The sequence below is a fragment of the Roseofilum sp. KMC-1 genome (assembly GCF_057802075.1).
Map to the genome: position 1 here is coordinate 57,024 of NZ_CM173605.1, position 23,794 is coordinate 80,817.

General features: G+C 45.8%; 26 protein-coding genes, 1 tRNA gene and 1 pseudogene. 18 read left to right on the plus strand and 10 right to left on the minus strand.

From position 1 onward, the window contains the following. Positions 1 to 135: 135 nt before the first annotated feature. From AC3FZD_RS00300 to AC3FZD_RS00310, 3 genes are all read left to right on the plus strand, one after another. Entirely contained in the window at positions 136 to 351 is a 216-nt protein-coding gene (locus AC3FZD_RS00300; RefSeq protein ID WP_488738215.1) for a hypothetical protein, read from the plus strand. 51 nt (positions 352 to 402) lie between these two features. Beyond that, a complete protein-coding gene (locus tag AC3FZD_RS00305; RefSeq protein WP_488738216.1) occupies positions 403 to 819 on the plus strand; it encodes an ExbD/TolR family protein in 417 nt (138 codons plus the stop codon). Positions 820 to 984: 165 nt separating this feature from the next. Beyond that, on the plus strand, positions 985 to 1,560 hold the full coding sequence (locus AC3FZD_RS00310; protein WP_488738217.1) for a Uma2 family endonuclease: 576 nt from the start codon (positions 985 to 987) through the stop codon (positions 1,558 to 1,560). A 6-nt stretch (positions 1,561 to 1,566) separates the two neighbouring features. On the opposite strand, the gene AC3FZD_RS00315 is transcribed toward AC3FZD_RS00310, so the two are convergent. The 3 genes from AC3FZD_RS00315 to AC3FZD_RS00325 form a co-directional block, all read right to left on the minus strand. Next, the gene (locus AC3FZD_RS00315) at positions 1,567 to 2,589 is read right to left on the minus strand and encodes an NAD-dependent epimerase/dehydratase family protein (RefSeq protein WP_488738218.1); all 1,023 of its coding nucleotides are present in this window, start codon (positions 2,587 to 2,589) and stop codon (positions 1,567 to 1,569) included. A 9-nt stretch (positions 2,590 to 2,598) separates the two neighbouring features. Next, a complete protein-coding gene (hemE, locus tag AC3FZD_RS00320) occupies positions 2,599 to 3,657 on the minus strand; it encodes a uroporphyrinogen decarboxylase (RefSeq protein ID WP_488738219.1) in 1,059 nt (352 codons plus the stop codon). An 89-nt stretch (positions 3,658 to 3,746) separates the two neighbouring features. Continuing rightward, a complete protein-coding gene (locus AC3FZD_RS00325) occupies positions 3,747 to 3,890 on the minus strand; it encodes a hypothetical protein (protein ID WP_488738220.1) in 144 nt (47 codons plus the stop codon). A 39-nt stretch (positions 3,891 to 3,929) separates the two neighbouring features. On the opposite strand from AC3FZD_RS00325, the gene AC3FZD_RS00330 reads away from it, so the two are divergent. Next, the gene (locus tag AC3FZD_RS00330; protein WP_488738221.1) at positions 3,930 to 4,439 is read left to right on the plus strand and encodes a phycobiliprotein lyase; all 510 of its coding nucleotides are present in this window, start codon (positions 3,930 to 3,932) and stop codon (positions 4,437 to 4,439) included. 132 nt (positions 4,440 to 4,571) lie between these two features. On the opposite strand, the gene AC3FZD_RS00335 is transcribed toward AC3FZD_RS00330, so the two are convergent. Both AC3FZD_RS00335 and AC3FZD_RS00340 read right to left on the minus strand, forming a co-directional pair. Next, positions 4,572 to 4,835 (minus strand): hypothetical protein, encoded by a 264-nt coding sequence (locus AC3FZD_RS00335; protein WP_488738222.1) that lies wholly within the window; start codon positions 4,833 to 4,835, stop codon positions 4,572 to 4,574. Positions 4,836 to 4,915: 80 nt separating this feature from the next. Next, on the minus strand, positions 4,916 to 6,592 hold the full coding sequence (locus tag AC3FZD_RS00340) for a M14 family metallopeptidase (RefSeq protein ID WP_488738223.1): 1,677 nt from the start codon (positions 6,590 to 6,592) through the stop codon (positions 4,916 to 4,918). Positions 6,593 to 6,758: 166 nt separating this feature from the next. On the opposite strand from AC3FZD_RS00340, the gene AC3FZD_RS00345 reads away from it, so the two are divergent. The 7 genes and pseudogenes from AC3FZD_RS00345 to mutY all read left to right on the plus strand — a co-directional run bounded on the left by AC3FZD_RS00345 (position 6,759) and on the right by mutY (position 10,494). Continuing rightward, positions 6,759 to 7,673 carry a M28 family peptidase gene (locus AC3FZD_RS00345; RefSeq protein WP_488738224.1) on the plus strand — a complete coding sequence of 305 codons (915 nt, stop codon included), beginning with the start codon at positions 6,759 to 6,761 and terminating at the stop codon, positions 7,671 to 7,673. Between the two features lie 46 nt (positions 7,674 to 7,719). Next, a complete protein-coding gene (locus AC3FZD_RS00350) occupies positions 7,720 to 7,875 on the plus strand; it encodes an element excision factor XisH family protein (protein WP_488738225.1) in 156 nt (51 codons plus the stop codon). Further along, positions 7,820 to 8,074 carry an element excision factor XisH family protein gene (locus tag AC3FZD_RS00355; protein ID WP_488738226.1) on the plus strand — a complete coding sequence of 85 codons (255 nt, stop codon included), beginning with the start codon at positions 7,820 to 7,822 and terminating at the stop codon, positions 8,072 to 8,074. The genes AC3FZD_RS00350 and AC3FZD_RS00355 overlap by 56 nt, the downstream gene beginning before the upstream one ends. Beyond that, positions 8,059 to 8,277, plus strand: a pseudogene (locus AC3FZD_RS00360) (XisI protein); the annotation flags it as partial. The gene AC3FZD_RS00355 and the pseudogene AC3FZD_RS00360, both read left to right, overlap by 16 nt. Positions 8,278 to 8,398: 121 nt before the next feature. Further along, positions 8,399 to 8,785: a dihydroneopterin aldolase gene (folB, locus tag AC3FZD_RS00365; protein ID WP_488738227.1), complete on the plus strand. Its 387-nt coding sequence runs from the start codon at positions 8,399 to 8,401 to the stop codon at positions 8,783 to 8,785. A 199-nt stretch (positions 8,786 to 8,984) separates the two neighbouring features. Beyond that, a complete protein-coding gene (locus tag AC3FZD_RS00370; protein WP_488738228.1) occupies positions 8,985 to 9,326 on the plus strand; it encodes a DUF760 domain-containing protein in 342 nt (113 codons plus the stop codon). A gap of 34 nt (positions 9,327 to 9,360) precedes the next feature. Continuing rightward, positions 9,361 to 10,494: an A/G-specific adenine glycosylase gene (mutY, locus tag AC3FZD_RS00375; protein WP_488738229.1), complete on the plus strand. Its 1,134-nt coding sequence runs from the start codon at positions 9,361 to 9,363 to the stop codon at positions 10,492 to 10,494. A 6-nt stretch (positions 10,495 to 10,500) separates the two neighbouring features. Here the strand turns inward: mutY and AC3FZD_RS00380 are convergent, their stop codons facing one another. Both AC3FZD_RS00380 and AC3FZD_RS00385 read right to left on the minus strand, forming a co-directional pair. Continuing rightward, the gene (locus AC3FZD_RS00380; protein WP_488738230.1) at positions 10,501 to 10,791 is read right to left on the minus strand and encodes a DUF7734 family protein; all 291 of its coding nucleotides are present in this window, start codon (positions 10,789 to 10,791) and stop codon (positions 10,501 to 10,503) included. 24 nt (positions 10,792 to 10,815) lie between these two features. After that, a complete protein-coding gene (locus tag AC3FZD_RS00385) occupies positions 10,816 to 11,412 on the minus strand; it encodes a DUF3177 family protein (RefSeq protein ID WP_488740414.1) in 597 nt (198 codons plus the stop codon). 294 nt (positions 11,413 to 11,706) lie between these two features. Here AC3FZD_RS00385 and AC3FZD_RS00390 point away from each other — a divergent pair, with 294 nt between their 5' ends. The 3 genes from AC3FZD_RS00390 (at position 11,707) to brnA (ending at position 13,457) form a co-directional block, all read left to right on the plus strand. Further along, positions 11,707 to 12,639, plus strand: a complete 933-nt coding sequence (locus tag AC3FZD_RS00390) for a ParA family protein (protein WP_488738231.1) — start codon at positions 11,707 to 11,709, stop codon at positions 12,637 to 12,639. Between the two features lie 340 nt (positions 12,640 to 12,979). Continuing rightward, a complete protein-coding gene (locus AC3FZD_RS00395; RefSeq protein WP_488740415.1) occupies positions 12,980 to 13,240 on the plus strand; it encodes a BrnT family toxin in 261 nt (86 codons plus the stop codon). After that, positions 13,230 to 13,457, plus strand: coding sequence for a type II toxin-antitoxin system BrnA family antitoxin (gene brnA, locus AC3FZD_RS00400; RefSeq protein WP_488738232.1), 228 nt, complete (start codon positions 13,230 to 13,232; stop codon positions 13,455 to 13,457). The genes AC3FZD_RS00395 and brnA overlap by 11 nt, the downstream gene beginning before the upstream one ends. Here the strand turns inward: brnA and radA are convergent, their stop codons facing one another. Beyond that, the gene (gene radA / locus AC3FZD_RS00405) at positions 13,458 to 15,017 is read right to left on the minus strand and encodes a DNA repair protein RadA (RefSeq protein ID WP_488738233.1); all 1,560 of its coding nucleotides are present in this window, start codon (positions 15,015 to 15,017) and stop codon (positions 13,458 to 13,460) included. 118 nt (positions 15,018 to 15,135) lie between these two features. Beyond that, entirely contained in the window at positions 15,136 to 15,672 is a 537-nt protein-coding gene (locus tag AC3FZD_RS00410) for a Uma2 family endonuclease (RefSeq protein WP_488738234.1), read from the minus strand. A gap of 179 nt (positions 15,673 to 15,851) precedes the next feature. Here AC3FZD_RS00410 and AC3FZD_RS00415 point away from each other — a divergent pair, with 179 nt between their 5' ends. From AC3FZD_RS00415 to AC3FZD_RS00425, 3 genes are all read left to right on the plus strand, one after another. After that, entirely contained in the window at positions 15,852 to 18,062 is a 2,211-nt protein-coding gene (locus AC3FZD_RS00415) for a hypothetical protein (RefSeq protein ID WP_488738235.1), read from the plus strand. 46 nt (positions 18,063 to 18,108) lie between these two features. Continuing rightward, positions 18,109 to 19,107 (plus strand): hypothetical protein, encoded by a 999-nt coding sequence (locus tag AC3FZD_RS00420; protein WP_488738236.1) that lies wholly within the window; start codon positions 18,109 to 18,111, stop codon positions 19,105 to 19,107. A 99-nt stretch (positions 19,108 to 19,206) separates the two neighbouring features. Further along, positions 19,207 to 22,386, plus strand: coding sequence for a COG1470 family protein (locus tag AC3FZD_RS00425; protein ID WP_488738237.1), 3,180 nt, complete (start codon positions 19,207 to 19,209; stop codon positions 22,384 to 22,386). Between the two features lie 88 nt (positions 22,387 to 22,474). Here the strand turns inward: AC3FZD_RS00425 and AC3FZD_RS00430 are convergent. Further along, positions 22,475 to 22,547: transfer RNA gene (locus tag AC3FZD_RS00430), tRNA-Ala, on the minus strand. A gap of 137 nt (positions 22,548 to 22,684) precedes the next feature. On the opposite strand from AC3FZD_RS00430, the gene AC3FZD_RS00435 reads away from it, so the two are divergent. Further along, complete coding sequence (locus tag AC3FZD_RS00435; RefSeq protein ID WP_488738238.1) at positions 22,685 to 23,758, plus strand: RuBisCO accumulation factor 1; 1,074 nt, start codon at positions 22,685 to 22,687, stop codon at positions 23,756 to 23,758. Positions 23,759 to 23,794: the final 36 nt, after the last annotated feature.

A 23,794-nucleotide genomic window follows, 5' to 3' on the forward strand; every position in this document is an offset into this window, starting at 1 on the left:
GGTTACAAGATGTGAATGAACTTTAAGATCAATCAGATTCACAATTTTCACGTTGATTAAAACTTGCTTAAATTGCCTAAAAAAGCCCTAACTCCATGTTAGATTTCAAGGGAGAAGTTCTCAGGAGAGAGAATCATGAGTGCCTTCGATTCATCCAGCCTCAGCCTATTCCCTGAAGATGATTTAATAGAAAAGTTTTCTAGAATCTACAGCACGGGTTGTATTAGTTGGGAAGAGTATCATCGCTTAGAATCCTCGGTTTCGTCCTCTAGGCTAGAGGCCGAAGAAATTGATATGATGAGTCGTCTGCGTCATGCGATTAAGCGCGGATGGGTGAAAACGACAGCTTAATGAAGTGCATGAGATAGACTAGGGGCAGTAATTTCCCTGGACTGTAAGCTTATGCGTTTAGTTGATGACGATCCGGATCTGCCGCCTCAAATCAACATCTTGCCGATGATTGACGTAATCTTCTCCATTTTGACGTTTTTCATAATGGGGACGCTGTTTTTAACCCGTAATGAGGGTTTACCGGTCAATCTACCGCAAGCGGGAACGGGAGAAGTTCAGCAGCAGGAGCAAATTACTGTATCTATTGATGCCCAAGGAAAGATTGCTTTAAATGACGCAATGATCTCTATAGAACAATTGCAAGCAGGGGTAGTCCAGTTGATGCAAGGGAACTCCTCTGAGTTAGTGGTTTTAAAGGCAGATGAGGCGATCGCCCATGGACGGGTGATCGAGGTGATGGATCGCCTGAGAACCATTAAAGGGATACGCTTGGCGATCGCCACAGAGCAATTGAAGCTGAACCCCTAATTTTTTGTAGCTATAACCCTATCTTTCTCTGCCGATCCAGCAGTTTTCTCTGTTACCTGGTACATTAGTGACGGTTTTTGTCGCTAGAAGCAATGATCTCCAACCCATACCCATTTTTAATTTTTAATTTTTAATTTTTAATTGATATCACTCCCCCATAGACTTATGTTAACAACTCACCCTCGCTTTCAAACGTTTGAAGACTACCTAAACTACAATGACAATTCAGAAAAACTTTATGAACTCTTCAATGGAGAACTGATAGAAATGCCTCCAGAATCGGGTCTAAATTTTCAAATTGCCACATTTCTACTCATTCAATTTGCTTCATTTGTGGGGTATCGTAGAGTTCGAGGCCATGGTTTAGAACTTGAAGTCAGAGGTGAACCCAAAAACCGCTACCCTGACCTAACCATTATTCAAGAAGAACACATTCAACAACTCTCGGCCAGAAATACTCTGCGCCTTTCCATGTCTCCCCCGGTATTAGTCATTGAAGTTGTCAGTCCTGGGGAAATTCAAAGAGAACGAGATTATATTGCCAAAAGAACTCAATATCAAGATTGTGGCATTCCCGAATACTGGATTGTAGACCCTCAAACCCAAACCATTTTAATTTTAGAACTCACCGGCCAAACCTATACAGAAGTGGGAACATTTAGTGAGAATGACTTACTCCTGTCTCCCAACTTTCCAGCACTTAACCTAACGGTCAACCAAATCTTAAATCCAATTGAGTAAGGACAGTTATTTAACTGGTGCTTCTAGTTTAATGCCACTAATTTTGAGTAAATCGCTTAAGGTGGGACAATAAGTGGTTAAGCCCAAAGTGGCTGGACTAACCGGGTTTTGATAGCGAAAATGGCGATAGCGCATACAAAACCGATCCCAGGCTGCCATTTCGATTTTCACTCCAACCAGCCGCAAAACACTAATTAGGGTATCAGCTAAAGTCACAGACAGGGGAATACGAAAATAGATTTTTTTATCAAAATACTGACAAATTTCGGCAATACCATCATCGACACTAATGAGGGGATTGCCTAAAACCAAATGATGGGCAAAAGCAAAATTTTCTTGAGGATCGGGGGGAAGAATATGATCGACCAAATGGGTAATCACTTGAGCAATGTCATAGGCATGGAGAAAATGGAAACTACCATCGGCTTTAAAAAACCGAGCTAAGTTAATCCATTTAGGAATTTCCGATAATCCAGAGGAGAGATGGGAATAGGGTTTATTCTCATCTCCCCCAAAGACTAGGGTGGGAAAGATAACAGAAATGGGGGGAGCGCTGGTGAGTTTGCTCAGTTGCTGATAACAGTCATACTTAGAGCGAATATAATCGGTTCCTAACTGTCCCGCTTGGGGTAAAAGCTTATTGTCTTGACCCAAAATGCTGGCGGTAGAAAAGTAAATGACTTGGTTACAAACATTGGGGTCTAAGGCTTTAATCAGTTGAATGGTTTTGACGACATTAATATCAAAGACTTCCCTGGGGCCACCCCAAGCGGTGGCGGCCAAAATTGCCCCATCAACTGTACTTAACAGATCGTTATATTGACTAATTTCACGCAAATCGCCTTCTAATAGGGTAATTCCCGATCGCGCTTGATAGTCGAATTGGATTTTTTCTGGTTTTCTCACCAGCAAAAACAAATCATGCCGGGTTTTTTGAATCAGAGATTCGGCAATATAGTGGCCGATGCAACCACTTGCACCAGTCATGAAAATCCGCTTTTTTTTCGGAGTTGATGGGGTTAGGGTCATAATTGATAATCAGTTAGCCAGCAATCGATCCATTTGTTTTGCCGTTTTAAAGAAAAACTCGGCATTTTCTTCTGGCGTTCCGGGTAAAATTCCATGACCCAAATTGAGGATATGGCGCGTATTGCCCGCTTTGCGAACGGTGTCGATCATGCGATCGCGGATAAAGTCTTGAGAGCCAAAGAGCGCACCGGGATCGACATTCCCTTGTACTCCGATGGTTTCCGGTAAGCGGGATCGGGCATCCTTCATATCCACCGTCCAGTCTACACTGATGATATCGACTCCCGATTTAGGCATCAGGTCAAACACCCCCGCACTGCCGCTAATGTATAGAATCAGGGGAGTATCGGGATATTCAGCTTTTACTTGCTTCACCACCCGTTGCTGATAGGGTAGGGCTAAGGCTTCATAGTCAATGGGACTGAGGTTACCGGCCCAAGAGTCAAATAGTTGTACGACTTGAGCGCCATTTTTGATTTGATATTTAACGTAAGTGGCGATCGAGTCAGCGACTTTACCCAAGAGTTTATGTAGCATCTCTGGCTCACTAAAGGCCATGCGCTTAATATTGCTGTAGGTCTTCGAGGTTTTGCCTTCAATCATATAAGCGGCTAACGTCCAAGGAGAACCCACAAAGCCTAGTACGGCGGCATTATTGCCCACTTCTTTGCGTAGCTCCTGCAACACTTGACCCACGAAGGGTAAGGATTCTTCTGGGTTTAAGGGAGTCACCGCTTCTACCTGTTTTAGGGAGCGAATCGGGGGGTCAATAATGGGCCCTTGACTTTCGATGATATCAAAGGGAATCCCCATTCCGGGTAGGGGGGTGAGAATATCCGAAAATAGGATCACCCCATCCGGTTGAAAGGCGCGATAGGGTTGCAGAGAAATTTCTAGGGAGAGTTCGGGGTTTTCGGAGCGCTCCCGAAAGCTCGGATACTTATCTCGCAGGTCGCGGTAAACTTGCATATAGCGTCCCGCCTGCCGCATCATCCATACGGGGGGACGAGGTAGGATTTCTCCACGGGTAGCGCGTAATAGATAGGGTATCTCAGTTGATTGGGTCATGCTTCAGGGTTTTATAGGCCAAGGGCTGGAGATGAGGGCAAATTTTGGGGATAGGGAAACCGGGTAGCTCAGTTCCTTGCTTCTTTGGGTTAACCATTGAGAACCAGCCAGTTGACTTCCTCATCCAGACAACCGGCTGCGATCTTCCGGATTGCCTCCCCTATCATCTCATAAGATGCGATCGCTTGAATCGTCTCCTGTGGCTCTAAAATAGAATTTGGGCTTTTTTCCAATACTGACGCTCAACTTGTGGAGATAGTACGAGAGTTTTAATGAATATTACGGAATTTTTACAACAGAGTGCGGGAAAGTGGTTTTCCCAGCGCACTGCCCATCAAATAGAATCAAGTCAAACCCAGACTGGAAAATCCACGCTCTATATCGAATTTTTAGCCGGTGATGACCCGAAAGTAAAGGATTTTTGCGATCGCCACGGTCTAGAGAGGGTGTTAGGTGGCACGCGCATGAGCTGGGAAGCCACCATTGACCCCTCTGCCCAATCCTACAAGGGAGAGCGTCTATTGGTTTGGGTGAGTGATGGGGAAAATCCCCAAAGTGGTCAATTTTTCTCCTCCGTTGAAGGTTCTGCTCCTGGTTCCTTTGTGCTAGATGGAGAGGAAATTTTAATCTTAAGGGTAGAATCCCAAGGGCAAATTTCCGAAGATCGTATGTGGTTTGTCTCTCCTAATTTTCGCCTCAGAACCAGCCTTACCCAAGTTTCTGGGGAAACGGTTTTCGCGTCTCTATGTACGGAAATCCGTTTAGGAGGAAATCCGGCGTAATTCATTACTTGCACGCTCATAAGGGGCTTTGGGCCCCTTGCTTGTCAATGTTTCGGCAAACCGTTTACTCTGGGACAGTTACCCATTGGGCGATCTCTTCTCCGAGCCGAAGAAAATGTTTTGGGTTGAGAGTCAATAAAATATCTCCTGAATTCGTTCTTCTCGAATTTTTGCTAATGTGGTCTCAATGTTAGTTGCTCCTTGTGCTTTCACCACCAATACATCGTCTACATACTCCACAAGAGAGTGATGATCTGATTCTAGGGACTGCTCTATCTTTTCCTGAGATTCCATTTTACGCCATACCAGAAAATCAGCATACTTTAGAAGTTCTTGAAGTTCCGATTCTGCTAGGTTTTCTAATGTCTGCAAAATTTGTTGTTTCACTTGTCCCATGGCTGTATCTCCAGTCGCTCATAAAATATGATCGTAACGATTAAGAATGATTCGGTGGGCGATCGCCTCTTCGACCCAGTTTACTCTAGTATGACTTGAGTTCGTACCGTTCCGGCCCGTTCGGCGATCGCCTCTATGCTCACTTCACTGCCCCTTTTTCCCTTCACCACCCAACTGCGATGGGTACGATAGTCCATTCCCTGTGCGGATGCGTTGAACCACTTATTAGAACGACCTTCTAAATGCTCAATCTCCTGCTGTTTCTCCCCACTAATCAGGGTTACCCCGTCTGGTAGCCCCAATTTTACCCGCGTAGGGCGCACTGCTTGCCGCTCTAATGCTTTTTTACTGGTGTAAGTGGGCAAAAAGCCCAAATTTTCCCATTGCACGGTTAAACGGTAAATATCCGCCCCTTGATGACTCACTTGAGTCCGAGCCACCGATAACCGGGGAGACATCAGGGCATGAGTGATGGCAAACTGAAAGTGGCGATCGCAAATTTCCGGTAGTGCCTTCGCTGGTGCATTTTTCCACATCCTCTTCATATCCCATCCCCCAATCTCCACCGCTCCCAGTTGCGGATGTTCAAAACCTTGCCAATCAATAAACCCCTTACCCTGCAAATACTCATCATTCCATTGCAGAATCTTCAGATCATCCTCAACTGGATGTTCTCGTCCCCACTCAATATTATTCTCCTTCTCAACACCCGCAGCTTTTGCCGCATCCCAAAGTTCCACCGTAAACCCAAACCATCCCCAATGATCGTACCCATAATCATCCATCGCCCCATAAACCACCGTTTTCGGGTCATAACGAAAATCTTTATAAATGCCAATACACTTATACCCCGTTAACGCCGTTCCTTTTCTACCCATCAACTCATAAATCTCTAAATCTGCTGTCGGAAAATGGTCATCTGGGTGGGTACTATAAGGGCGTAAAATTAGCGCTCCAAACGTATGATAAGTCATAAACCCATTAATATTCCGATGCTTGCGCCAAAATTCAGCTTCTGCGCGAGTTTCCGGTTCAGAAAAAGGAAAATCACCGGCTCCGTTTTGCTCCCCTTCAGGTTGCCAATAATAGGGATAATTACGATTAAAATCCAATCCCTCTAACGTCGGCGCAATCTTAAACTCATAGCCATTATAATTATGAATTAAACCTTCCTGAACAAGAGTGTAGTAACTTCCCCCAAACTCATCCGGTTGCCGACGAATCATCAAGCGCGAATCGTCCTCAGAAACTTTCCAAGCACCACAGGGATCTTTAATCCGCATATTCAGAATTAATCCATCCCCATTAACATCTTCCGGATATAACCCCTCTTGCTGTTCCGATTGCGGATAGGGACGAGGACTAGAACGCAGGTTATAGGGTGTTTGGAGATATTTTTCTGCTCCATCTACTGCAATTCTGGGGAGAATATATAGGGTATAATTTTCCAGTAAATGGCTAATTCTTGAATCTTGGTTATACTGGCTTAAAGCCTGATAGAGAATATAGCACGCCACCGCCGAACCCGTCACTTCTGCTGCATGGGTATTGGCATCAATCCAGTATCCCGGCTTTTCTAGGGCTTCTCCCGTCGTTTTATCCGTCAAAGTGGCTAACCAAATTTCTCGCCCTTCATCCGTTTTCCCCAAGCTCTCCAGTTGCATCAAATTCGGATAAGCTTGAGCCATCTGGGTTAAATAGTCGGTGAGTTCTTGGTAGGTCAAATAGTGACTAAAATCAAACGCCGGAATCGTCATCAGGACAAGGGGTTGAGAGGAGACGTACAATAGTATTATTTTAGGGTAAATCATCCAGATGAGCAAGAAAAATATCAATTGGGGATTCAAGCGCAAATCCACTTGGATTAGACTGTTAATCTTGAGTATAATTTTAATGGTAATAGTTTGGGGAGGATGGAAAACCATGTTACATATGCCAGGAGAAAGCTATCAGGATGCCCTCTTACCTCTGACGGTAGAAGAGCAGCAATTAGCACAAGAGTTAGAAAGGGATGTCCAGGAAATTGCCTCTGAACCCCATAATTATCTTGCCTATGATCGCCTCATCAAAACGGCTCAGTATTTAGAAACTCAGTTTAATCGTGCAGGATATCAGGTTAATCACTATAAATATCGGGTTGATGACCAAGAATTTGATAACTTAGAAGTAGAAATTTCCGGCATAAGCAAACCCGAAGAAATTATTGTCATTGGCGCTCATTATGATTCTGTTGCCAATGTTCCCGGAGCCAATGATAATGGCTCTGGAGCAGCAGCCGTCTTAGCCTTAGCTCGGAGATTTGCCGGAAAACCGCAACAGAAAACGCTCAGATTTGTGGAATTTGTTAATGAAGAACCGCCCTTTTTCTGGACAGAAGATATGGGCAGTTTAGTCTATGCCAAAATTTGTGCCCAGAGACAAGACAATATTGTGGGGATGATGAGCTTAGAAACCATGGGATACTATTCTGATGTGCCAGGAAGCCAGAAATATCCCGCACCTTTGAATTTATTTTATCCTCTGCAAGGAAACTTTATCGCTTTTATTGGTAATCTGGATTCCGGCAACTGGGTAAAACAAGTGATTGGCTCATTTCGGAACTCTACCCAATTTCCCTCCCAAGGTGCAGCTCTGCCTAACCTTTTACCCGGAATCGGATGGTCAGATCATTGGTCATTTTGGCAGCAAGGATATCCCGGTTTAATGGTTACGGATACGGCTCCTTTTCGCTATCCTTACTATCACACCGATGAAGATACTCCCGATAAAATTGATTATGAGAAATTAGCGCGAGTTGTGGCAGGGTTAGAGCGGGTAATTTTGGATGTTGCCAATTAGAAGATTCTGTGTTATTTTGAGAGTGTCTTAGAATGTATTGATGGCAATGCCTGCACATGATCTATACCATCTATACCATGATACAGTTAAAGCTGCTCTAGAAAAAGATAATTGGAAAATCACCAACGATCCGTTGACACTCCAATATGGTGGTAAAGACTTATTCGTTGACCTGGGAGCAAAAAAAAATCCTGGCAGCTGAAAAGTATGGAGAAAAAATTGCCGTAGAAATCAAAACTTTTTTGGGTCGCTCTGCCATGTATGAGCTGGAAAAAGCGGTGGGACAGTATATTGTCTACCGCAATATCCTGGAAGAAGTTGAGAACGATCGGACTTTGTATCTTGCCATTCCTGAAATGCCATTTATAGAGATTTTTGAAGAACGAATTATATTTTATTAACCTTGGGATGGCAGAATAATAGGCGCGTCCATGGTTGTCTGGTGCATATGGAAATTATTGAGGGGAAGATTTGGATTCATCGAGATGGTACAGAAGATGGGATTGTGAATGATTTGCTGAATTTAGGTGTGCCGAAAGATAAAATTGTTTTGGGATTTTACCATCCCAGCCAGCGCCCCTATACGGAATTTGCAGTAAATTAAACTGATGCCATTGCTGTATATGGTGTAGGGTGCGTTATTAACACACCCTACATTGCCAGGGTACACCAGGTAATGGGATAATCAACCCCATAAGCTCTTTATCCCTGCTTTTAGGTCAATCATGGATTGTATTCACGTCTCCAATATTCGCTGTTATGGATATATTGGCTACTTACCGGAAGAGAAAATACTCGGACAATGGTTTACGGTAGATCTGTCCCTGTGGTTAGATTTATCGGTATCTGGGCAGAGTGATAATCTTGAGGATACGTTTAATTATTGCGAAGCGGTTGAGATAGTGAAAGGAATTATCAGTAGCAACAAATTTGACTTAATTGAGAAATTAGCAACGGCGATCGCCGATGAACTGCTGAATCTAGAAAACCAACCCCACCAGCGCCCCGCTCTACAAAAAGTGGGCGTGCGCGTCATCAAATCACCGCCCATACCCGACTTTGGCGGCCAAGTCACCATCGACATTACCCGAACGAATCCCCAATTCGCTTAAACCGAGTCAAACCAAAAGATCCCTCATCTTGAGTTCAGTTGAGACCCTGCTCCTTTGCCAAGAAACTGTTACATTAGTTTATAAGCACATAGGATTGGCAAAATAGTACAGCATTGTGCTATTGTTCAATCCCCAATACAAAAGCGGCTCCAACCTAAAAGGCTAGAAGTTGTCGCGGTGAACTGTACGGAGGTCTAACGTGAATAACCCGTCGAATCAAAATCCTGAATTATTTCAGGGCGACACTGACAAGAACTTACTATGGGACTATGTTCAATCCTTGAGTCCGGAAACAGTGGCTCAACTGTCTAAACCTACCTCTTCCGAAGTTTTCCAGGTGATGGAAAACAACATCATGGGACTTCTGGGCCATCTTCCTTCAGAACAATTTGGGGTTACGGTAACCACCAACCGAGAAAACCTCGGTCGTCTCTTAGCCTCCGCCATGATCAGTGGCTATTTCTTGCGTAATGCCGAACAGCGTATGATTTTTGAAAATACTTGGTCAGCCTCTGAATCTCATGGGGCTGAGACCGAGTAAGGTTTGCTGTCAGTAAAGTTTCCAGCAGGTTCAGGTGTCTTCAGTTCCCCAATCCCCACAAACTCCTTGGAGACTCCCTGAACCGGCGGTTCTTGAAAGTCTCCGAACTACTCTGCTGTACTGGTATGATGATGCGGGTCGGGTCTTGCCTTGGCGAAAAGAGCAAGACCCTTACCCCATCTGGGTTTCGGAGATCATGCTCCAACAAACCCAAGTGAAAACGGTTTTACCCTATTACGATCGCTGGTTACAAGCCTTTCCCACCCTGGAAACCCTAGCTCAAGCTGATCTCCAACAGGTGCTAAAACTCTGGGAAGGACTCGGTTATTATAGCCGGGCGCGAAATCTACATCGAGCTGCCCAGCAGGTTATGGAAGAGCATCAGGGCATATTTCCCCAAGAGTTAGAAGCCGTTTTAAGTCTACCGGGTATTGGCCGCACGACGGCTGGGGGCATTCTCAGCGCGGCATTTAATCAACCCATTTCCATTTTAGATGGTAATGTTAAACGCATCTTAGCCAGACTCACCAGCCTACCCACTCCCCTAGGGAAATCCCAGAAACAACTTTGGGAATTATCGGATGCTATGCTGGATCGGGAGAATCCCAGGGATTTTAATCAAGCGCTGATGGATTTAGGAGCAACAATTTGTACTCCTAAAGTGCCAAAGTGCGATCGCTGTCCCTGGAGTCTTCATTGTCTTGCCAATCAAACTGGAAACCCTACCCATTGGCCCATGCGTGAAAATCCCCCTGTTCGGCCTCATAAAACCATCGGTGTTGCCGTCATTTGGAATACTCAAGGACAACTCCTGATCGACCGTCGCTTAGACAAAGGATTACTCGGCGGTTTGTGGGAATTTCCTGGAGGAAAATTAGAACCGGGTGAAACTCTTCCAGAATGTATTAAACGAGAGATTCAAGAAGAACTCGCCATAGAGATAGAAGTGGGCGATCATCTGATTACGATTGACCATGCCTATACCCATTTTCGGGTAACTTTAAATGTCTATAATTGTCGCTACTGTTCGGGCACGCCTCAAGCGATAGAATGCCAAGAAATTCGTTGGGTTACTTTAGCAGATTTAGATCAATTTCCCTTTCCCAAAGCCAATCTAAAAATCATTGAAGCCCTACGGGAGCAGGGAGTGCCTAAACTCAGTGGATAGCGCCCTTTAAACCCCTGCTTCTGTCAATAAGGCTTCTAGGCTGTCTAAAGTGAGTCCCTGCTGAATATATTGGGGATTTTCGGGAGTGTAGGGGCTTTTCAGGCGATCGCAGCCCATAATCTTAGCCGTTTCTGGCAAAACGGGAATATCCGGGTTAAAGGCAGTCGATCGCATCAAAGAACTGGAAAAGCCCTTAAATACTAGGATTTGATCCGCTTCTTCCTCAATTTCTGCGCTAATTAACAGCACTTCTTGGGGACGTTTGAGGGTGTATTGTTCTAAACGTCGAGAGAGCATAGGGGGGTAAATGAGTAATGAGAATTATGGGCTGACGGCAGTTCGCCCCTGTTTTCCGAGACGAATCAGGACAAAATAACTCAGGTAAGTGACATAGATCAGCAATCCTAGGATACCCACAAAGCCTAAAAAGCGTTCGCTGGTGGCATTGTGGAATAACTGTTTATAAGCCCAAGGCGCTTCTAACCACAATCGGCAAAAGTCATTTTGGATTAATTCTTTCGTGGGTAAAAAAGCGCATTGTAGAGAGGGCAATTGGGCGATCGCCCCAATTCCCATAAACACCGTTACCCCCCAGCGCCAAGCCGTAAACGCCAGTTTCAGAGCGCGGGAGGGGGGCATATCCTCAATTTCCTCATTCAAGTCAATCCAAAACCAGAGGGATAGGGGAATCAAGATCCGAGCGGATATAGAACTAACAAAGCCAATAGGCGCTCCCCCAATCATCAAATAGAGGGAAATAATCAGCAGACTCGCCACCCGCCAATAAATAACCATCAAGCGGATCAGGGAGACAGACTGTTTAACCAGCGACCAAATCAGCAGCACTAAGGGAATCCCTATGCCAATGAGTGCCACTAACCGATAGTCCATCCAAATGAGCGATCGCATCCAATCCATTCCCACTTTCCCCCAATCTTCAAGATCAGCAACCTTCAACCATACCAGAGAAAAGCCTGTTTCTCGCCCCCTGTTTAGAGCGCCAACATTGACAAACTGATATTAAGTCTCAATAATACCATGCAAATTGAGTAGATATCAGCACCATGACTTGTAGATCGGCCTTATGATTTGAAAGGCACAATTGCTAGATGGGGAACCACCCCTCCTAGACTCCTAGTCTTGGAGACCCTCATACCTTACATAACTGTACATTTTCTGGACATTTTTCACCAAACTGACTGGATCTTACCTATGGGATATATTATTTCAACTGTCAATATGAAAGGAGGGGTTGGCAAAACCACCCTCACGGTTAATCTAGCGGCGTGTCTTGCCAAATATCATGACAAGCGGGTGTTGATTGTCGATTTAGATACTCAAATTAGTGCCACTCTCAGTATGATGTCACCCTCCGATTTTGCCAAACTCAGGCGAGATCAACGCACCTTAAGAGAACTGGTTAAAATAGCCATCAATCCAGCCGCGAAAGCTGCTTTTCCCATCCAAGATATTATCATTCCCTACGCTTGTAATGTTCCCAAGCTTCATTTACTCCCTGGGGACATTGATATGTATGATGAATTTTCAGTTTCAGAAATGATCTATGAAAAAGCTGTTTATCGGGAACAAGTCAGTTTTGAAACCGTATGGAATCACTTTGAGAGAGTCTTGGTAGATGGGATCTTAAAACCCGTCATCAATGAATATGACTACATCATTTTAGATTGTGCCCCTGGCTATAATCTCTTAACTCGCAGCGCCCTAACCGCCAGCCATTTTTATCTGCTTCCAGCTCGTCCAGAACCTCTATCCTTAATTGGGATTCAACTGTTAGAGCGTCGTTTAGTCAAATTACGAGAAGTTCATCAAGATGAATATCCCTTAGATATTGAAATGTTGGGCATTGTTTTCACGATGGCTGGGGGATTTATTGGGCGCTATTATCGCCAAGTAATGAACCGAGTCCGCACAGATTATAGTGAAGCAAAATTGTTTAAAACTCGTATTCCCTCTGATGTAAATGTGTCTAAATCCGTTGATAATTTTTTACCGGCAGTCTTAGCCCACCCCCATAGTCACGGCTCCAAAGCGTTCCAAAAATTGACGGAGGAATTACTGGGGAAACTCCATACCACCATTTCCCGGAAACAACAACAATCTGCGGTGAAAATGTCGGATTTGTAGGTATAGTTAATTCAAATACAGCAGTTTTCGCTGCTATGCGGTACATTTCGATCCCCCCAACCCCCCTTAAAAAAGGGGGCAGTCAAAGTCCCCCTTTTTAAGGGGGATTTAGGGAGATCTTTTCCGACTGTACCTCATTACCGCGCGAAGCGCTGTAACAGTGAGACATGGGTGTAGGGGCGAAAAAATTTTCGCCCCTACATATACCGTCATTTAATTCCAATTAACGTTTCCTATGAAGGAAGTGTGCTAGTTGTGAACTGAGAAAAAACCGATAACCTTGATATTATCCATGCTTTGCGAGAGGAACGAATTCAGGAGCAAATGAATTAGTAAAAGAATAGAATTTGAATTCGATCAAAACAAGAGTGAGGGCAATAAATCAAAACACGGGATTAATTTTGTAGAAGCCCAAGAACTTTGGGACGATCCAGAACGGTTAGAAATCTCAGCTCGCACAGAGGATGAGCCTCGCTTTTTAGTCATTGGGCAAATTGCAGGAAAATGCTGGTCAGCTATTATTACTTATAGAGAGGCCAAAATACGCCTCATCTCAGTTAGACGTTCGCGAAAACAGGAGATAGAACTTTATGAAAGCTAAGACATTTGATGAAAAGTTTGACCAAGGAGAAGAAGATATTGTTGAATACCTGGATCTGAGCCAAGCACGACGGGGTGAGTTGACGCAAAAAAGGGTAAATGTTGATTTTCCAGAGTGGATGATTCAAGCACTCGATCGCGAAGCGAGACGATTGGGGATAACTCGACAATCTTTGATTAAAGTGTGGATTGCTGAACGACTGGAAAAACCATTGTAATTAAAGGTCTAATTCGTCCAATTCTAACTCGGCTTCTGGTGAACCTTCGGAGGGAGTTTGTACGGGAATAGCCGCAACAATGGCATCGAGAACTCGCCCCACAGGAATAATGGTTAAGCCTAAATCTGGTAAAGATTGCCCTTTGGGAACGATCGCCCGTTTAAAGCCGAGCTTCGCCGCTTCCTTTAATCTCAGTTCCAATTGCGACACCGCCCGCACCTGTCCCCCCAAACCCACCTCACCAATAATCACTGTGCGAGCATCGACGAGGCGATCGCGAAATGAAGCCACCACCGCTACCGCAATCCCCAAATCTGCCGCCGGTTCCTCCACCCCTAACCCCCCCGCCGAAGCCACATAAGTATCGAGCTTGGATAAAGGAATACCTACCCGCTTTTCCAACACCGCCAAAATCTGCAATAACCGATTATTATCTACCCCAGTGGTAGCGCGACGGGGGGAACCGTAGCTTGTGGGACTCACCAGCGCTTGCAGCTCCACCACAATCGGGCGCGTTCCCTCGCAGGCGACAATCGTACAAGTTCCCGACACCTTCTCATCCCGGTTGCCCAAAAACAACTCCGAAGGATTCGGTACTTCCGCCAATCCTTGGGCAACCATTTCAAACACGCCGATTTCATGGGTAGCACCAAAGCGATTCTTCATCGATCGCAATAACCGATGGGATGCAAAGCGATCGCCCTCAAAATACAATACCGTATCCACCAAATGCTCCAACACCCTCGGCCCCGCCAAAGATCCATCCTTCGTCACATGACCGACAATAAATAGGGTAATATTTTCCCGTTTCGCCACCTGCATCAGTGCCGAAGTACATTCGCGCACCTGAGCAACAGAACCCGGAGCAGAGGACAGAGAGGGAAAATAAATGGTTTGAATACTATCAATCACCGCTAAACGAGGTTTCAGCGCTTCCAACTCCCGCAAAATTTCCTCTAAATCCGTTTCCGGTAACAGATAAAACTGGGATGGAGACTCCTCGAACTTTTCCCCTTTTTTTCCCTTCCGTTTCGGTTCGATTACCGCATCAAATCCATGCTTAAGTTTCGGTTTCTCCTCTTCTTCCTCTTCCCCCACGCCTAACCGTGCTGCCCGTAATTTCACCTGTTGTCCGGACTCTTCCGCAGAAACATATAACACTGCATAACGTTGAGAGAGCTGATTAGCCATTTGCAACAGCAGCGTTGATTTCCCAATCCCTGGCTCTCCTCCAATCAGGACTAAAGACCCCTGCACAATTCCACCACCGAGTACCCGATCTAACTCCGAGTAGCCGGAAGCCATGCGTAAAACGGCTTGATCGGAAATGGCATCCAGGGTAATAGCGGCACGAGGTTGACCGCTCTGGGTCGGCGATCGCCCCCCATCTTTGCGCCACTCCTGATTCAGCAACCCCAACCGGTTGTTTGTAGGAGTCACCGGGCCGCTCGCCTGTTCGATCAGAGAATCCCAACTGTTGCAAGCAGAGCATTTACCGAACCATTGAGAAAATTCTGCCCCACATTGATTGCAAATGTAGAGGGTTCGAGATTTAGCCATAATCTATGAGTGTTCGGTGTTCTTGCTTGCATTATGGCAGATCTGGCCCTTATCCCTCATCTAGAGTCAGGCCTAAAGGCAACTGTTAAGAGACAAGTTACCCAAAACTAGAAAACCATTATTTTCCTTGAGTCATGGCCATCACCTGATTCACGCTTAGTTCAAGACCCAGACCGCGATCGGGTAAAATATCAGTTCCCGAATAAATGATGGGTAAATTATCTTGCTCCCAGATCCAAATTTGTTGGCGATTTAGATCGATCAACCAAGCCAGTTGCGTTCCATTACTGAGACAATGGAGAATTTTATTTTGCAAGTCTAAAGTGCTTTGGTCAGGGGAGCGAATTTCAATCAACCAATCTGGGGCCCCATGAAAAGGCCCATCGTTATCAGAAAGCCTCTCAACTGCAATGACAGCGATATCGGGTACGGGCGAGTAAGGTGGGATAATACAGCGCAACTCTTGTATGGCTTCAAACTGCTCGGTACGATCGTTGATAGTATTGACCAAATTGCGTTGTAGACGAGAATGAAAAAGAGTTGGCATCGGTTTTTGAACCCCTCGCCCATCCATAAATTCCCACGCTGGAGAAGACTCAATATTCGGTTGAGTTAAGAATTCTGCCAGGGAAAGTGTTGCGAGCGACTGCGGCATATTTTTACATAAAATTTTAGACTAACTCCTCCTGATTATAATATTTATTCTCATATCAAAGGGGTTCCCTATTACCTATTCCCTATTACCTATTCCCTAATGCAAAGCCCTCTCTTGTTATGATAGCTTCAGTTTCGGCTATCGCCGACATGAATAGGTCAGAGGGTAAGGGTGGGAGAATGGTTGAAAAACTGATGAGTACGGAGCTATCCACAAAAGAGCTAACCTTTCAACCCGGTTATGGGGTGGCTCAATTTGAGGTAAAGGTACTCAACCGAGGCGATCGCTTCGCTAGTTTTCAGCTAGAGATTATCGCTGCTGGTGTTCCTCTCCAGGATGAGCGCACCTGGTATACCCTCTCCCCAGAAGTTAGCAGCAAGAAGCCTCCCGGAGATTTAACCCGGTTTATTGTGGAAATTCACCGAACCCCGATTTTAGGGTTTGTGGGTTTGGTTAATCTCACGATCCGTATTTTTTCCCTGGAATTGGAAACCGAAGAACGGCATATTCTGCGCTTGCGGGTGGAAAAGGGGATCGGTGAACTGCCGATCCAGGCTGAACTCACTGATTCTCCCCTCAAAGCTTATCCGAACAGCGATCTAGACATTCCCCTCAGACTCCTGAATCCTGGTCAGAAAGAGATAACCACTCTGATCGCCCTCTCTAGCTCCTATTCCTGGTTAAACCGTTCTCCTACACCCTTAAGCTTGCCTTCAGGACAATGGATGGATTACAGCTTAATCTGTTCTGTACCGGATATTGAAGAGGCGATCGCCCGCATCGATTATTTAGCCCATATCAAAATTACACATCCCGATGGCCCCCCAACCCAACTGCAAGCGGTGATTGAAATTCTTCCCCAAGGTGAAATTCGCTTTGAAATCCCGGAACCAGAGCAAGCCATTCCTCAAAAACGGCGTTGGCTTCCCTCCTGGAAATCTAAGCCAGTAATGTATTCCTTGGAACTTCTTAATCAAAGTAATCAACGATGTCAAACGACCATTGATTTACCCCTAGAAGAAAAAAACAGCGCCCGAAACCGCTTGCAACTGGAATTATTGCCTCCAGAATATACCCTTAACCCAACGGACACCCAAATCTTCGATCTTAAGGTGGAAACAAAACGCCCCTGGTTGGGATGGGTACAGAAGCGTTTGATAGAGGTAGGGGCGGGTTTCAAACCCGCCCCTACAGAACCTGCTGTTCCCATTATCAATCGCCAACAAACCTTAATCCTAAGAATCTTTCCCATTATTCCCCGATGGTTGCAGGGATTCTTGATTTTAGGCTTGACTTGGGTATTCTGGTGGTTGGTTCACGGACAGTATCATTATATTCATCATCAAGGAGCAGTCACCACCGTACAATTGAATGGATTAGGCGATCGCCTCTTAAGTGGTGGAGTCGATCAACAGGTCAGAGACTGGGGTGTTGAAGGGCAAAAACTCGAATTTATCCACATTCGCGCCCAAGCCGACAAAGCCATTCGCACCGTCAAATATCGCCCCATTGATAACAATCAAATGGCCATGGGTTTAGAAAATGGCGAGATTCAACTGTGGGATTTATTATCCTATGAAGATGTTCCGGTGCGATCGCTCGTTTATCAAAAAGACGACCGCGTAATGGATCTCGAATTTACCCCCGACTCCCGCTATTTATTCAGTGGCCATGGTAGCGGACTCCTAGCCAAATGGTATATCGGCACAGACTTTGAGCAAATCGAAAATGTTAATGAACCCGAACTAACCCAAACCTTTGAATTCGCCATTTCCGATCTCGCCTTTGTCGGTCAAAGAGCAGAAACCTTAGCCGTTGCTGGTCGGTTTAATCAACTCATCCTCTGGAATACGGAAAGCAACTCCACCCAAACCATCGATATTTCCGATCCCGATACTGCCACCGGCCAAGACAACTATATTACCAGTTTAGCCACCGCCGAAAAACGCCCCTTTCTCTTAGCCGTTGCCGATAATCAAGGCAGTATGAGTATTTGGAATTTACGTCCTTGTTTAGAACCCGGTTTAGGAGCAGGAGCCAATCCGAGTTGCGAACTGCTCGATCGCTGGGAAGATAGTCATAATGGTGAAGCCGTGCGCTCGATTGCCTTCAGTCCTGATGGCTCTTATCTCGCTAGTGTGGGAGATGACGGTAAACTGATCCTCTGGCCCCTGAGAGACACAGGAGAGCGCTTAAGTAAATATCTTAAAGGAAAGGCGATCGCATCAGCGATGCCCAGCATTATCGCCAACCATTCTAAAGCACTCAATACCGTAGACTTATCCCTAATCCCCTCTCGCAGAGATAGAAGTGGCTCCCAACTGCAAATCATCACCGGAGGCGATGATGGCAAAGTGAGACTCTACCGGGTTCAGTCGATTCGGAATTGAGGATTTTTCCACATACCCCTATCAATCAAAATCTACACCTAAAATCATGGATAACAAACTAATTAACACCTATGTAATCAATCCCCAAAATGTAGGAGATTTCATGTCATCACCTATTCATTATTTTGATTTTCCAGGTTGGCAAGTAGAAACCCTAGATTTTCGATCTATTGATCCAGATTTTCCCACCCCTAAAGGTGGTTTTGGTGGATCAATTAGTTTAGATCAGATAAAAAGTACGAGTTCAAACACTCGGCATCATATAATAGTTGGTGGAGGTGGTTTATTATTTCAGAGTTTTTGGAAATGCTTCCAGCAGCTTCAAGAGATACGCAATCATATTCAAGGGCAATGGATTATCTGGGGGGCGGGTCAACAAATATACCCTAATTTCAAGATACCGCGTAATAAGATTTTTTTTGATGAACTTCAGGATACTCATAAAAAGTTTGATTATTCAGGTTATGTAGATCCTTTTAATATTGTAGGAATTAGAGATTTTAATCAAGGATATGATTGGGTTCCTTGTGTGAGTTGTATGAGCAAAGAATTTGATATAGATCGAGAAATAAAACATGAGTTTGTAGTTTTTTCTCACGAAAAATTCAAGATAAAAGTTGACTCATTTCCTCATATGACTCATAACACCGAAAATCTGAGAGATGTCATAAACTTTTTGGGATCTGGCCAAACCATATTAACCAGCTCTTATCATGGTGCTTACTGGGGAATGTTATTAGGACGTAGGGTTATAGCTTTTCCATTCAGCACTAAATTTTTAACGCTCAGGAATCATATTGGTATTTATCCTGTAAGTAAATGGCAATATAGTAGACTGAAATTTCAGCCTTTCAAAACCACTTTTCTAAATAAGATTAAGTGGGAAATCAATTATGGAAATCACTATTGGTGTTCTACTCGTGATTGGAAAAAATTTTTGCCCAACCAGGTGACTAAAAATTCGCAAATCCTTGAAGAACATAGAAATGCAAATATCCAGTTCTATGAGCGAATCATGCAAACTCTGAAAGAGACTGAAGCTTAGAGGTATGATTGGGAGAGATTGGGTAACTGAACGAAGCGATCGCAGTTTATGTCCGCAGGAAACCTCATCAAGGTGTCGAAGTTTTAATTTTCAATTCAAATGACTCAATCCAATCCCCAGCTTAATCCGTTCAACCAGGGCAATTCCTCTGGTTCGCGATCTAATGGCAGTCAATCCCTGAGCGTAATTACCAACCCATCAGGAGATAGTGTCATTTCGGCTGGGGAAACCTTTGAATTGCGGGTAACTATTGGTAATCAAGGATTTCAAGGGGCAATTATCGATCTGTTTATTGATGATTCTTCAGGAGTGCTTAAAACTTGGTGTCCCAACCCCTATGAACGGTTTGCCCTCAGTGCGGGAAGCAGCAGCGAAGCGGTGTTTTCCTTCCCCATTCCCGTAGAAACGATTCCCGGTCAGTATACTTACTTGCTGGTGATTGATGCACCCAAGCATTATCCCGAAGAAACCCCCATCCGTCACCAAGCCACACTCCAAGTCCTGCCCCCCATTCAAGAAGCGGTTCAGTCCAATGACCCCACATTTGCCCTGACTCCCGTTACCTCCCCCGAAAAACCAGCCCCTCTAGAACTGGGACAATCCCTGATCGTGACAGTTTTGGTGCATAATCGCTCTAACCGGGTCGATCGCTTTCGCCTCACTTGTACCGATTTACCGGAGTCTTGGTGGGAAGTCCATTATCCAGAAGGGATTAATGAGTTGGGTTTGGTGGTTATTCCTGATAATTTGGCCCTGAACCCAGGAGCTAAAGGAGAAGTTACCCTAGAGTTTCGCTTTCCCCCCGATACCAAAGCGGGCCGTTATTTACCGACTCTGCGCTTAATGGGGGAAAATAACCCGGATTTGCTGTTATTAGATCTGGTCTATATCGAGGTTTTGCCTCGGTATGATTTACGGATGGATTTGCGAACGTTAGTGGGTAAGGTGAGTCGGGAAGCTGCCCTATTTCAGTTGCGCTTAAATAATGAAGGGAATACCCTGCGCCAATTGCGCCTGACGGTGCGGGAAGATGAGGAACGGCCGGTTTGTGTGTATGAATTAAATCCCGATCGCCTGAAATTGGATCGGGGGACGCAATGGCAGGTCGATATCGATGCAAAACCTGGCCCCTGGTGGCGCAGACCCTTGTTGGGTGAGGGACGCACCCTTAATTTTTATCTGGAACTGACGGATGATTACCAACTGCCCTTACCGACGGATCGAATTGAGGGGACTTTTCTGTGGCAAGCTCGGCCTTGGTGGCAATTGCTGTTAGCGATTTTAGCTGGGTTGGGGGTGTTGGGGTTATTGATTTTTGCCTTGTGGTGGCTGTTTTTTAAACCGCCTGCACCGCCTAGAATTGAGGAATTTACCTCGGTTTCTCCGTCCTATGCAGCAGCTAATGATGATTTTATTTATCTGAATTGGGATATTCGCCACCCTGGACAAATTGCCAGCTTGCAGATTTTGGGGCGATCGCCCAATGGTAATGTTACCAGTATTCCGGTTTCCTACGATCTGAGCCGAGGATTACCGGAAAGTTTGCAGGAGTTTTGTACGCGCTCTTGGCGGACTTTAGTCTGTCGCAATATTCGCACAGATGCCCGCGAACCAGGAGAGTATATCTTTGAGTTAAAGGTGACTGCCAAGCGATCGCAGGTTGCTCCCATGATCACCAAAACCAATACCATCGCGATCTCCCCCATTCCCCTACCGGAAATCCTCGAATTTAAGGCTACATTGGCACAACCCGATGCGGTACAACCGGGTTCTGTAAGGGCGGGTTTACCAGCCGTATCGTCTGCAAACCAAGATCTCGGTGAACCCGCCCCTACCACGGGAAATAACACAACCAACACCATCGAATTAAGTTGGCAAATCAGCAATCCCAGTGCGATCGCCCAATTGGGTTGGATCGGGCGTAATCCTGATGGAGTCGTCAATAGCGAAGAACAACGCACCGATCTGAAATCTGGACTCCCCGATGAGTGGCGCAAATATTGCAATTTTGACAATCAAACCTTGGTTTGTGCAAGAATTCCCGTAACCGTAGACAAGTTTGGCAACATGATCTTTGAACTCACCGTTATTCCCGATCCGCGCATTGAGGGAGAACCCCAAACTGCTCTTGCGGATGTGATTGAAATTAAACCGCCAGAACCGCCCAAAATTATCGAATTTCAGCCCACCCAGCCGAGTTATGAAATCGCCAGAGGGGAACAAATACAACTTGATTGGGCGATCGCCAATCCCGATCAAATCCAAGCCATCGTCTTAAAAGGAAAATCATCTGAAGGCTTTATTGCCATGCCAGAAATACGTTTTTCCTTCAATGGGGCTATCCCCAAACCCCTAAAATCCCTCTGCGATCTGGGCGATCAACTGCGCTGTCGGAATATCACAATTCCCATCTCCCAAAGTGGCAACTATCAACTTCAATTAGGCGTAATTCCCAAGCATGGAACTGGAGAAATCACCCAAACCGAAACCACCGCCACCATTGCCCTACTTCCTCCTCCTTCCCCTTCCTCACCCCGAATTGTACAGCTACAACCTGGAAAACCCACCTACAGCGAAGAGCAAAGGGAAGAAATTTTACTCTCCTGGGAAATCGAAAACGCCCAGCAACTCCAAGAGGTGCAAATCATTGGCCGGGATATGAGCGGAATTGCCAGGGTTCCAGCCCGCCGTTATCGGTTTGATAGCGGCATCCCTAATGCCCTACAACCCTATTGCATCTTAGCTGGAGGCTTGATTTGTCAAAATGTCCCCACTTCCGCCCGTCAAGGGGGAGAATACATCTTTGAAGTCAGCATCATCAGTAAACAAAATCCATCAGAAGCCAGTGATAAGCAACAAACAGAAGTCATTCAAATCTTACCGCGCACCTATCCCTTAGCTCTTACCAACTTTACGGTCAATGGAGAAACTGCACCCCTGCGCGTGGTGGTAACTTTGCAACCGGACGAGAGACCTAACCCCCTTAATTTAGCCTGGACAGTCATTGGCGGCCCCGATACCCGTGTCGAATTACTCCCTTCACCCGGCACAGTTCCCTTAACCGGCACGCTTGCTTATCCCATTAGTCCCCAACCCGGACAAGAAACCCTCACCTTAACCGTCACGGGAGGAAGCGGGCAACAATTGCAACGCACCTTAGTGATTGAAACCATCCTTGCGCCCCCATCGCAGGCCTCCCCATCTCCTCCAGGGAATCAAGCGTTACCCACAGAACCCGATGGGTTATCTCCTGCGGATCGCCCCCCACAGTTTGATTGAGTATTTAGGGCAATATTGGTACAGAATCGGCACAAGCCCCCGCAGCGCGATTTGAGCTGAAGGGCTAGATGTATTGCGTAATCAGGGATGGAGCTATCCGGACTCGAACCGGAGACCCCCTCAATGCCATTGAGGTGCTCTACCAACTGAGCTATAACCCCTGAAGTCCATTTATCAATATGCCCCGATCGCGGATACTTTGTCAAGGCCTCAATAAAAAAAATTCTCGATCTTGGGCCGATCGCCCCCCAGAAAGCGATAAAGTAATCACAGGATCTTTGAGTGAAAAGTCACGGCCATGAGTTATTCCCCCTATTCAGCTCCCCATACAGAACCCATCGATGCAGATGCCCTGCTCCTACAACTCCGCCGAAAGCAAGGGGCATGGGTGGAGTGGGGACAAGCCTGTAGTCAACTGCAAAAAGCGGGATATCAACCCGATCGCATTTTTGAAGAAACGGGATTTGAACCCGTACAACAAAATCAGGTCATGGTGGCAGCCCAAGTCTACACCAGCTTAACCAAAGCTGAAATCAACGAAAAAGTGCGATCGCACTTTTATCAGAAAGGCTCAGATATCCTCTACGAATTCCGCATTCTCACCCAACCCCAACGGGTAGCTGCGGCCGAATTTAGCCTAGATCTTAACCTGGATGCCGATCAAGCCCATGAACTAGCTAAAGCAATCAAAGACTTCTCCCGCAGTTCCCCAGCTCAGGGCTTTTCCCAGCATCCCGGCGATATCATGGCTCATCAATGCTGGAAAAGCGCCCGCGAACACAAAGATATTCAAGAAAGATCCCGCCTCATTGCCAAAGGTCTACGTTATGCCCACAGTGCCCCAGCTCGCCAAAATCTAGAACATCTCCTCACAGATTTCACCGTTGTGGCCCAAAAAACGGCCCCCAGATTACCCGTTTATCGTCTAGAATCGGCCGATGAATCTCCCCGCTTAATTCCCGTTGTCGGCCAACTTCCCCTTACCCTCGATGACTGGAAGGCTGTACCCTTGATTGAACCCCTAGACCCCTTTGGCATGGTTCGTAGCGAGGGCGCATCAGCCTTTGTGGCTGTTCCCGGATGGGCCGTGATCCGGGGGATGAGCGATCCGGTTGCCCTATTAGCCAACAGCGACCAATTGCCCCAATCCATATCGGAGAGTCCAGAACCCGTGTTAATGTTAGTCGATCGCCATCAACGGGAATGGGATAGCGATCGCTATTTTCTCCTGGAGATAGACGGTCAACTCGAACTACAATGGTCTGAAAACGAACCCGATCGTCCCCTCTTAGGCCAACTGGTCTTAGTTATGCGCCCCCACCGCATCCTAGATGAAGACTTTACTAAGGAACTCTGGCAAGTTGAAGAATGAAAATCATCCTTCTCGGTAATGCTGGTGCAGGAAAAA